9 protein-coding genes are annotated in these 11,387 nt (G+C 31.2%); 4 read left to right on the plus strand and 5 right to left on the minus strand.

Going from position 1 to position 11,387, the window contains the following annotated elements:
* Positions 1 to 129: 129 nt before the first annotated feature.
* Positions 130 to 3,786 carry an autotransporter outer membrane beta-barrel domain-containing protein gene (locus tag B6S12_RS08005; RefSeq protein ID WP_111230277.1) on the plus strand — a complete coding sequence of 1,219 codons (3,657 nt, stop codon included), beginning with the start codon at positions 130 to 132 and terminating at the stop codon, positions 3,784 to 3,786.
* Here B6S12_RS08005 and B6S12_RS08010 read toward each other — a convergent pair.
* From B6S12_RS08010 to B6S12_RS08025, 4 genes are read right to left on the minus strand one after another with little or no spacing between them, the layout of a single operon-like run.
* Positions 3,769 to 4,689 (minus strand): Ppx/GppA phosphatase family protein, encoded by a 921-nt coding sequence (locus B6S12_RS08010; protein WP_111230278.1) that lies wholly within the window; start codon positions 4,687 to 4,689, stop codon positions 3,769 to 3,771. The two genes, B6S12_RS08005 and B6S12_RS08010, sit on opposite strands and share 18 nt — an antisense overlap.
* Positions 4,689 to 5,927: an ATP-binding protein gene (locus tag B6S12_RS08015; protein ID WP_111230279.1), complete on the minus strand. Its 1,239-nt coding sequence runs from the start codon at positions 5,925 to 5,927 to the stop codon at positions 4,689 to 4,691. The genes B6S12_RS08010 and B6S12_RS08015 overlap by 1 nt, the downstream gene beginning before the upstream one ends.
* Entirely contained in the window at positions 5,918 to 6,583 is a 666-nt protein-coding gene (locus tag B6S12_RS08020) for a response regulator transcription factor (RefSeq protein WP_111230280.1), read from the minus strand. Before B6S12_RS08020 ends, B6S12_RS08015 begins: the two co-directional genes overlap by 10 nt.
* 10 nt (positions 6,584 to 6,593) lie before the next feature.
* The gene (locus tag B6S12_RS08025; protein ID WP_111230281.1) at positions 6,594 to 6,950 is read right to left on the minus strand and encodes a hypothetical protein; all 357 of its coding nucleotides are present in this window, start codon (positions 6,948 to 6,950) and stop codon (positions 6,594 to 6,596) included.
* Positions 6,951 to 7,115: 165 nt separating this feature from the next.
* Here B6S12_RS08025 and gltX point away from each other — a divergent pair, with 165 nt between their 5' ends.
* From gltX to B6S12_RS08040, 3 genes are read left to right on the plus strand one after another with little or no spacing between them, the layout of a single operon-like run.
* Positions 7,116 to 8,447, plus strand: coding sequence for a glutamate--tRNA ligase (gltX, locus tag B6S12_RS08030; RefSeq protein ID WP_111230282.1), 1,332 nt, complete (start codon positions 7,116 to 7,118; stop codon positions 8,445 to 8,447).
* A 1-nt stretch (position 8,448) separates the two neighbouring features.
* Positions 8,449 to 8,739: a YggT family protein gene (locus tag B6S12_RS08035; RefSeq protein WP_111230283.1), complete on the plus strand. Its 291-nt coding sequence runs from the start codon at positions 8,449 to 8,451 to the stop codon at positions 8,737 to 8,739.
* A gap of 9 nt (positions 8,740 to 8,748) precedes the next feature.
* Positions 8,749 to 10,392 (plus strand): lytic transglycosylase domain-containing protein, encoded by a 1,644-nt coding sequence (locus tag B6S12_RS08040; protein ID WP_111230284.1) that lies wholly within the window; start codon positions 8,749 to 8,751, stop codon positions 10,390 to 10,392.
* A 2-nt stretch (positions 10,393 to 10,394) separates the two neighbouring features.
* Here B6S12_RS08040 and B6S12_RS08045 read toward each other — a convergent pair whose 3' ends face one another.
* Positions 10,395 to 11,138 carry a hypothetical protein gene (locus tag B6S12_RS08045; protein WP_111230285.1) on the minus strand — a complete coding sequence of 248 codons (744 nt, stop codon included), beginning with the start codon at positions 11,136 to 11,138 and terminating at the stop codon, positions 10,395 to 10,397.
* Positions 11,139 to 11,387 lie beyond the last annotated feature (249 nt).

Here is an 11,387-nt window from a genome sequence, read left to right on the forward strand (position 1 = left end):
ATTTTTAAACTACAATCCCCCTAATTGCTTAAAATTAATTTTTTAAATATTTTCTTAATATTTCTTTTTGCTACTTTTTCTTTTAATTATGTTAAAATTAAACATAATTAATATATAAAGGATTATTTCATGAAAAAGAGATATTTTTTATTTATTTTTTCCTCTTCACTTGCTTTTTCCTCTGTTGTAGATCCCAACTTCTCTTACCAAGATTATTTAGATTTCGCACTCAATAAAGGAAAATTTAAAGTAGGCAGTGAAAATATCAGCATTGCTTCTAAAGACTCTAGTAAGAAAATTACTCTTAATGCACCTATGATAGATTTTTCTGCTACAAATGTTAGCGGACGCTTAAAAGGAGAATTCACAAATATCGGGCAATCCTATATAGTAAGTGCTGCACACATGACTTGGTATGATAAAAATTCCTCACCTTCTTTAGCACCTTTTAAACAAGGAGATGTCTTGCATTTTGCCAATGTTGCCAATAGAGTTGTAGGTGCTAGCAATGATTTTAGAAACCGAAGAAATTATGATATAGACTTTGCAGTCTTTAAAATGCAAAAATTAAACCTCAATGCAAGTGCAAACTTAAGCAAAGAGCTTGATTTTATCTCCTTAAAAAATAAAAATGAGCAAAATGAATCACTAAGATATAAAGACAATTTTCAAGAAAGTGAAGATTTTTCACAAGGCAAAGGAAAACTATACAACAAAGATAGATATGAATTTTTTGTAAGAGAAGGGACTGGAGTTCAAGGAATTGGAGATATAAGCTCACAAGTAAGTCCCATAAAAATAGCGCAAGATGATAAATATCATACTGGAGGCTTTGTAACTCTAGGAGATAAAGAAGATATTCGCTACAATTTCTTTTTGAGATTTGAAAATTTTAATAAAAATATTAGAAATGATTTCACTAGCTCTTCTGCTCCTGGCGATTCTGGTTCTGCACTTTATGTTTATGATAAAATGGATAAAAAATGGTATCTTATTGGAGTAATTAGCGGAAGTGATTGCACGCTCAATTTTGCCACAGGATTTAACTGCACCCTAGTAGATTACGCACTCATTAATCAACCTCTTATTGATGAATTTAAAGCAAATAGAACCATCAATATAGCTGGGGGAAACTATACTTTAAACAACCAAAGCTTAATACATAATGGAAAAACCATTCAAGGTGTAGAATTTATTAGCAAAAAATATTCAGGACTTGTTACTTTTAACAATACCAATCGCACAGATTATGAAAAACGCATTAAAGAAATGGCTAATAGTAAAGATTTATACTTCCATCAAAAAGGAATTCTCTCTCTTGTTGAAAATGCAGATATGGGTGCAAGTGTGCTAAACTTTACCCCAAATTCTAATTGGGAAATCACTGGAGATAAATGGCTAATAGGAGGGGGAATCTACACTGATGCACAAGCAAAAGTAACTTATAATGCCCTACTAAAAGAAAACGATTTTCTCTATAAAATGGGGCAAGGTGAACTAGAAATTCTAAGCTCCAACTTAAATTCTGGACTTAGAATGGGAGAAGGCTTAGTAAGCCTAATAGGCAAAGGTGAAAAATTTGGAGAGATTTATATCAATGGCGGAACACTTAAAATTTCTAGTGCGGACAATATTAACTTTAACACGCTCTACTTAAATGGCGGAACACTGGATTTAAATGGACAAAGCCTAAGCACAAGCTCCATCAAAGCAAATTCCAATAATGTCTTTATTACAAGCCAAAAAGATCATGCAAAACTTACTTTTATAAACTCTCAAGATTATATTTATCATGGGAATATTGTGAGTGATAATAATTTTCATCTAAATATTCAAGATTCTAAAGGTCTAGTTTTTGATGGGAATATCTATAATCCAAAAGGATTTATGGAAATTAAAAATTCCAATCTAAGCTTTCAAGGACATCCTATTGTGCATGCAAGCATTGATGAGCAAACCCTCAAAAATCTCCAAAAATTAGGGCAAACTGCACTCACAAAAGGAGTTAGCCTTACTCAAGAAGATTGGGAAAATCGTATTTTTACCCTCAAAGAAATTAATCTAGAAAATACCGAATTAAAACTAGGCTCTTATGCAAACATGCAAACAGAAAAATTATATGCAAAAAATTCTAATGTAATTTTAGGAAGCGACTTAAGGACTATTGATGAGCTAGACACACAAAATATCTACCACAATAACAATATTGAAGATTATGGCTATGATTATTTCACAGGAATTGGTAAAGAAATGTTCTACAAACAAGAAATAAAAAGCAAAGAAGAGTCTCCCATAAAAGAAGTCTATTTTAAAGGAAACTTGATTTTAGATAATTCTAATGCCTTTATCCAAAATACAATTTTTGAAGGAAATATTACACAAACCAATCTACCAAAAAAAGACTATTTTGTCCATTTATCTCAATCTCATTTTAAAGGCAATATTACCGCTAAAAATGTATCATTAATGGATAATCCCCTTGTTTTTGGAAGCATACACACAAAAAATCTCTATGCAACAAATTCCACTTTTAAACTCAATGTTGATTTAAAAAATGCTAAAAGCGATACAATCCTTAGCACCCATAAAACACAAGGAGGAAACAATACCTTACTTTTAAACTTTCTTACCAAAGAAAATCCAAAAGATACTAAGATTCTACTTGCTTCTTTAAAAGACACACAAAGCAAAATTAATCAAAATTATTTTACCATTCCAAATATAGAACATGGTTTTAGCATCTATTCTCCAAATGTAGAATTTAACCACAATACAGAAAATGCCACTTGGGAGCTTATAAGCACAGCGAAAAATCCTGAAAATCCTAATCCTGAAAATCCTAATCAAAACCAGCCTAATCAAAACCCCTCTTATTTCCATACAAGCAATAACACACAAGCACTAAAAACTGCTAATTCACTCACTGATCATTTCATCTTAAATTACATTGCAGAATGGAACAATCTCCAAAAAAGAATGGGAGAACTTAGAGACAATCCTTATTCTTATGGATTATGGGTAAGGACTTTTGGTGGCAAACTAAGCGATAACTACAATAGCGGAAATTATTTTGAAGTGCAAAGTGGATTTGACAAGCAAAACAGCTTTAAAACCTTTAATCTCTATAGTGGAATTATGCTAAATTTCACCCACACAAAGCTAGATTCAAACTCTCTTAATGCTACAAGTAAAGGTTATGGAATTGGGAATTATCTAAGCTTTTTATTTAATAATGGATTTTATATAGATGGGGTTCTAAGATACATTAGATATGAAAATGATATGAGTGCAAGCTTTATCCCAAATACACAAAATTCTACACTCAATGCAAATGCTTCCAACAACATCATAGCAAGCATTGAAGCAGGATATAGAAAAAAGTTTGATAATTTTTATCTTGAACCCCAAATAGAACTTATTAGTGGCTATGTAGATAGCATCCAACTTTCCAATGAGATTGTAAAAATCCATATGGATTCTTATGTGCCTCTTGTCTTAAAAACAGCACTTTTTAGCGGTATTAATAATCTTAATAACTCTTCTTTAAATCTAAGGGCTGGAATTGGCTATATGAGCGATTTAAGAAAGTCTGGCAAGAAAAGCTTTGGCGATTTTGCTGGCATAAGATATTTTGAAGGCTTAAAAGATGAAAGAGCGTTTATTAATCTAAATACCTCTTATGCACTTAGCAAAAATACTCGCATAAGTTTAGATTATGAAAAAAGCTTTTTTGGGGATTTAAACATTGATTGGAGCTTAAATGCTAATCTAAGATATAGCTTCTAGGGCGTCTATCACCACGCCTTCTCTTAGCCCCTCATCCATTACAAGAACCTCACTAAAACCTAATGCCTCCATAAAAAATAAAAACAAATAAACCCCAATATCTATCACATCTGCCCTATACTTCCCCACTAATTCAATCTTTTGCAAAAGACTTAAACTTAAAAACTTCGCCAATTGCTCCAAAAAATCTTCTTGTGTCAGCTTGGCACCCTCATATTTTATTTTATGATAGTTTTCAAGCCCTACTTTAAAAGCATATATGCTAGTAGGTATTCCACTATTTGCGATTAAAAATTCTGCATTAAACCCTTCTTTTTTAGCTTTTTTCACAAATTCCACAATAGGCTTTAAAATCTCTTGTTTATTTTCCAATAAGCCTTGTAAATTTTGGTATCTATCTTTAGCGGTTACAATCCCTATTTTAAAGCTTTTGGCAAATATTTCTTGATTTTTACAAAAGATAAATTCGCTACTTGCACCCCCCATATCCACTACTACATAGCAATCTTTTTGAAACTCTTTATTCTTTTTAGAAATCTCTTTTAAAGCTCTTTTAGGAGCTAGTGCTGTAAGCCTTGCTTCTTCCTCTCCGCTAATGATTTTAAAACTAATCCCACACTTCTTTAAACAAAGCTTCAATACCTCTTCTTTATTCCTTGCCTTACGCATAGCTTCTGTAGTAATAGCAAATATTCTATCCTCTTGTGTAATTTTTAAAACCCTTTTAAGCTCATAAAGTGCCTCTAAAAGCCTATTTATTGCCCTTTCTCCTATGATACCCTTGCTTTGCAACTCTTCAGAAATACGGATTGTGCATTCATATTCACCCTTGCTTTTTAAATCTTTGTCCATTCTAACTGCACGCAAAGAATTACTACCTAAATCAATCCCAATATATTCCATTAAATTTCTCCAAAATCTATTAAAAAATAATGCCTGCCCTCTTTGTATTCATAAGATAATATAAAATTATGCAATTCTAAAATTCCTTTTACAATACTAAGTCCTAATCCATATCCCAAAATATGCTCATGCTTACTATCCCTATAAAAAGGCTCTAAATAATAACCAATCTCCTTGCTTAGAGGCTCTCCAAAATTACTAATGCTTAAAATCTTTCTATTTTTTTGCCTTATACTCTCTACTAAAATTTTACCTTTACTTTTGTATTTATACGCATTTTCAATAAGATTTTTAATCACAATAGATAAAAAATGTAAGTCCCCATAAACACTATAAATCTCTTTTAATTCTAGCTCTAAATCCTCTTGTGTAATGTTTATTCCACCAAGCGTTTCTAGCATAAGAGTATCTATCCCAAAACTCTTAAAATCCAGCAACTCCCTACCCTCTTGTATCTTTTCAAAAGTTAGAATTTTAGTAATAAGATGATCTAAATCATTAATAGATCGTGCCATTTGATCTTTATGAGGGCTTTTTGGCAAAAACTCTAAGCTTAATCTAGCCTTTGCAATAGGAGTTTTAAGCTCATGTCCTATATTTCTTAAAACAAGCTCCCTAACTTTTAGCAAATGTGAAATTTTACTTGCCATATTATTAAAACTAAGCGCCAACATAGCTTGTTGAGGTTCTTTAGGGATAGGAATTTTAAGATCATATTTACCCCTAGCAAATGCCTCTATTGCATTTTTTAGCACTTTAAGGGGCTGTAAAGCTGTAAGTAAAAACCCAAAAATCAAAAGCAACAAAACTATTTGCAAAACAAACCAAAGGTTGATAGAGCTATCATAAAAAATCTCTTCTTTTACATCTTTTTGCGCTACAAATCTATCCCCCAAATAATCTAGCATAAAGCCATAAAATTGCTTAGATTTATACAGCTTAATCTTTGCTAAAGAGTTATTATTTTCATAAAGAATACTAAAATTTTGTGGCAATTCCTCTAAAATCACAAATCCATTTGCCTTTAAATACCTCTCTAAACTCTTAACATCTCCCCCTACAAACTCAATCATAGATTGCTGTGCAAATGAAAGAGTAGAATTCATAATTCTTTCTTTATTATGTTCTAAATTTGAAAGATTAAAAGAATAAGCAACCACGCAAATTAAAACGATAGAAAAGAAAAATAACCCATAAATTTGCAAAAACAAAGGTGGATAAAAGCTTCTTAATCGCAAAATTTATACCCTATACCCCAAACAGATTGGATAAATTTAGGCTCTTTAGCATCATCTTTTAATTTGCCTCTTAAATTTCTAATGTGTGTATCAATGCTTCTAAGAGAAGAATCGGGGGCTATTGTAGAAATAGCCTGTGCTAAACTCTCCCTAGAAAATGGCTTCCCACGATTACTTAAGAGCAATACTAAAATTTCAAATTCTGCTGGTGTTAGCTCTAAATTCTCCCCATCTAAACTAATTCGCCTTTTATTTACATCAATGCTTAGATTTTGAAAATTTAGCGTTTCATTGTTTGCATAACGCTTCAAAAGTGCATTAATCCTAGCTACAAGCTCAATAGGCTCATATGACTTTGCCAAATAATCATCTGCACCTCTCTCAAACCCTAAAATTTTACTAGAGATATCCCCTCTAGCTGATGAGATGATTAAAGGAATATCGCTAAACTCCCTAATTTTCTGACATAATTCCAAACCATTCATCTTAGGCAAACCAATATCAAGCACTCCTAAATGGAATTTTTCTTTTTTTAAAAGTTCTAAAGCTTCTTGTGGATCTTGGGTCGCAAATGCTTCCATATTGCTTTGTTTTAAAAAATCTACAAGCAATTTTTGCATCTCTAAATCATCTTCTACAATTAAAATTTTATACATTATTCCTCCTTTATTTTAACATCTCTTGTGCTAATTGCTGCATTCTCTCCTTGCCAAGCTTTTTGGATAAGAGCTTATAAAATTTAATCTGTGCTTCTACATAATCTTCATTAATCTCTTCTAATATCGCTTTATATTTTTCAAAATCCACAACCCTACCTTGAAACAGTTCTGAAAACATAAGCTCTTCTGTGCGATTAATATTTTTATAATATACCTTTCTTTCTTGATGATAATCTTCTAAAACCACTTTGATAGCCACCCTTTCTTTTTGGGTTAATTGCATAGCATCTAATACTTTTAAAAAATCTTTAGCTTCTGCAATCCCCATAAAAATTACTAATACAAAAAATATTCTTTTAAACATCTATACCCATCTTAAAATAATTAATTTTCTTTAAAAGAATTTTATTAATTTTCCTCTTTGTAAATACTAAAACTAAGCCTTAAAATTGCCAAATTTCACAATGGATTTAACTTAAATATGCTAAAATCCTTACTCAAAGTTTTATTTTATTTATAGAGGTTTTTTATGCTTAGATTTGCACCAAGCCCTACGGGTGATATGCACACAGGAAATTTAAGGGCAGCAATTTTTAATTACATTCTTGCAAAGCAAAAAGGAGAGGCTTTTTTACTAAGAATTGAAGATACTGATACTTCAAGAAATATAGAGGGCAAAGACAAAGACATTATGTTTTTGCTAACTCTTTTTGGAATTTCTTGGGATAATCTTGTCTATCAAAGCAATAATTTTCCGCGTCATAGGCAATTAGCCGATTATCTTATTTCGCAAGGCAAGGCATTTTATTGCTATTGCACTAAAGAATTTTTAGAAGCCAAAAGAGAGGAAGCCAAAAAGAACAAAATTGCTTTTAGATACCAAGATTCTTGGGCTCTCTTGCAAAAAGACTCTCATTCAAATCCTGTAATTAGACTAAAGGGCTCTAGTGAACCTATGAGTTTTTATGATGAGATTAAAGGTGAAGTGAAATTTGATTGCAATGAGGTAGATAGCTTTGTAATCATAAAAGAAGATGGTATTCCAACTTATAATTTTGCTTGTGCGGTAGATGATATGCTTTATGATGTAGATTTCATCGTTAGAGGCGAAGATCATGTAAGCAATACCCCAAAGCAAATCCTAATCCACAAGGGGCTAAATTATGCTAAAAAAATCCAATTTGCACATTTACCCATTATTCTCAATGAAGAAGGTAAAAAAATGAGTAAAAGAGATAATGCTTCAAGTGTGCAATGGCTCTTAAATGAAGGATTTTTACCTCAAGCAATCGCAAATTATTTAATTTTAATTGGCAACCACACCCCTTGTGAAGTTTTTACAATGCAAGAGGCAATTTCTTGGTTTGATATTAAAAGGATTGCAAAAGCTCCCGCCAGATTTGATATTGATAAATTAAGATTTTTAAACAGAGAACATTTTAAACGCCTCAATGAACTAGATTTAGCAGCACTTTTAGGCTATAAAGATACTAGCATTGGTGGCTTAGCAAAACTCTACTTGCAAGAAGCCAGCACTCTAAATGAGCTAAAAACAAAAATAGATCGTATCTTCTTTAATAAAACCAAACTACTAGAGCAAGAAAAAGAAGGAGAAATTTTAGAGCTTAAAGAGGAATTTAACACACTCCACAATACGCTTTTAAAGCTTCTAGAAAGCCTAGATTGGCAAAATACTAGCTATGAAGAATTTAAAACTAAAGCTATGCAAGAATCAAATCTCAAAGGAAAACGCTTCTTTAAACCTTTGCGCTACTTGCTAACTGGTTTTGAACATGGTCCTGAGCTTAATGATCTCTTTTTATATTTACGCAATTTTTTAAAAGATATTCTAAGGAAATAATATGGTTTTAAGCACATTTATTCAAGCAGTTGCACAAATTTTAAGTATGGTGATTAATCTTTATATTTGGGTGATTATCATTGCAGCCATCATCTCTTGGGTGCGTCCTGATCCCTACAATCCTATCGTTCAAATCCTCTACAAACTTACAGAGCCTCTTTATGCTAAAATCCGCAGACTTATCCCAACAGTAATTAGTGGAGTAGATTTAGCACCTCTTATCGTTCTTTTAGGTTTAAAGTTTATTGATCTTTTTATCATCAAACTTCTTTTAAATTTCTCAAATTTATAAGGCTAGATTATGTTTAAAAATCTCTTTTTATTGCTTTTTGTCTCTTTTGCTCTTCTGCAAGCTAAAGCTACACAGCCCCCCACGCACAAACCCATAACTTTAAAGTATTTAAAACAGCAACCCAAAGGGGTTTCACGCGATTTTTATATTTGGCTTTTTTTGCAACAAGAAATTAGTCCAAAAGAAGCTAGCGAAGCTTACAAGCTTGCCAAAAACAAAAATACCAAACTTTTTGGGCTTTATTTTAAAAAGGGAGACAATAAAAACCTTTCTTTAAAAACAATTTGCGAAAGAATGCCCCTATCAAAACTCATCAAACAAGATACAAATTGTATAAGTAAAGCACTCACTCTAAAAAAGGCCGAAACACTAGATAAAAGAACCCTTACTTTACTTTCAAAAAAGCTCACCAAAGTTAATCCCACCCTTTCAAAAAGTCTTGCTATAATCGCACATAAAAATCCTTTTAATGAACTCATTAAAGAAAATGCAAATTTTATAGGGAATTTTTATTTTAATGTTTCACAAAGCTTTAAAACTACACATTTAAACAAGCCAATTCCACCAAAGAGATTGGCACAACTTCTTAGCCAAAAAAATTCTACATTTTTAAGAATGCTAAAAAGTGCTATGATTTCCCAAAATATGAGTATTTTAAGCCATTCTTTTTTAGATTTAGATTATACAAGTTCCAAGCAGTTTTTAGACTATGAAAGCTCTTTTTATCTAGGAATGAACTTTCTTTTTGTAAAGCAAGATAAAGCTAAATCCCTTGCACTATTAGAAACTTCTTTAAAAAAATCTTACCGATCCTTAGATCAAAATAGAGCAATTTTTTGGAAATTTCTAGCCTCTAAAGATACAAAATTCCTAAACCAACTTGTAGAAAAAAAAGACATAGATATTTATTCTCTTGCTGCTATTGAACTTACTAAAAGCCAACCAAAATTTAACATTATCCATACAATAGACACCAAAGAAACAAAGGCTAATTGGAACATACAAGATCCTTTTGAATGGGAAAAAATCCTCCAAACATACAGAAAAACAAAAGATAAAACCTTATTAGAAAAAGTAAATCACACAGATACAACTCCGCATTTTGTATGGCTTAGCAAAAAAGCTGGGGAAGAATATTTTCTAACCCCTTATCCTGAAATTTTCTCCAAATTTAGCAAAGAAACTCAAGCACTGCTTTATGCTCTAGGCAGACAAGAAAGCCTTTTTATACCTACCGCAATTTCCACTTCTTATGCTTTAGGGATTATGCAACTTATGCCTTTTAATGTAGAAGCAATTGCAAAAGATTTTAAAGAAGATAAAAAAGTGGGCTATTTAGATATGTTTAATCCAAATATTAATGTGCGTTATGCAGAATATTTTACAAGACCACTTTTAAGGGAGTTTAAACATCCCTTGTTTATTTCATATGCCTATAATGGAGGACCAGGATTTACAAGAAGACTTTTGGCTAAAAACTATCTTTTTAAACAAAACAACCCTTTAGATCCTTGGTATAGCATAGAGATGATACCTTATGAAGAATCAAGGATTTATGGCAAAAAAGTGCTTGCAAACTATGTAATCTATAAAAGAATTTTTGGTTTTGAAAGCAACCTACTCCCTCTTTTAAAACAAACACTCATTTACTAAATCTAGGCTTTTAGCCTTAGATTCATTACAAAACTACTTAAATTTTGTTGTTCTTGATTAGCTAAAAACAAATTTGTAAGATTATGCATAGCTAAAACTTCTAAAATCCTAATAAGCTCTACTTTATTCAAAGTTTCAAATTCATTTAAAAGCATTGTATAAAGCTCCAAACTTGTATGAGTAGATAGCAACTCATCTCTTTTGCTCATCTTCTCATAAAATTTATTATTTTCATAATAATAATGTTGCTTTAGATTTTCATTTTTTAATAAAAAGCCATAAAACTCCAAAAGACTGCTTTTATCTTCTAAATCCAAGAAATTTAAATAAATATTTTTTTCTTGTAACGCTTTCTCTAAAGCACCTAAATCCTTAAAAGCCTCATTAATTTCTTTAGAATTTTGCAAAGAATAAATGGTATTTTCTTCTCTTTTAGCTTCTATGGCATATTGCAATAAATAAGACTTATATTTTGTGTCGCTATTTAATAAAACATTTACATAAAGAGGGGTTTTTCTACTTTGAATATTCAACAAAGACACAAGATTGCTAGGAATATAAAAAGATTGAAGTTCTAAAGCTAAATATTTTTGATAAGAGCTTTCCATCTTTATTGCCTCATTAGGTAAAAAGCTAATATCACTTAGATTATAAAGCATACTAAAAGAAGCACCCAAAAATGCTAAATCTCTAATATTTCCCATAGCTTTTCTTCTATCCAAATCTATACACATTACTTTTTGCATAAAAACTCCTTTTTTAAAATTATACTAAAATATTAAAAAATTCAAAAGAATGTTTTTTAGACTACCACGACTTACTTGCGTAAGTCTCGCAGTGACATAAAAGAGCGTCATTACAAGACTCTCCCTGTCATTGCAAGGAACACTAGCAACGAAGCAATCTACCCTATTAATTTTTACACATCCAATCTATTTGGCACAAACTCTTTTTGATACATAAAACCTGTTAAAGTTTTAGAATTATTATCATAT

It is taken from the genome of Helicobacter valdiviensis, from assembly GCF_003245365.1.
Taxonomy (GTDB): Bacteria; Campylobacterota; Campylobacteria; order Campylobacterales; family Helicobacteraceae; genus Helicobacter_D; species Helicobacter_D valdiviensis.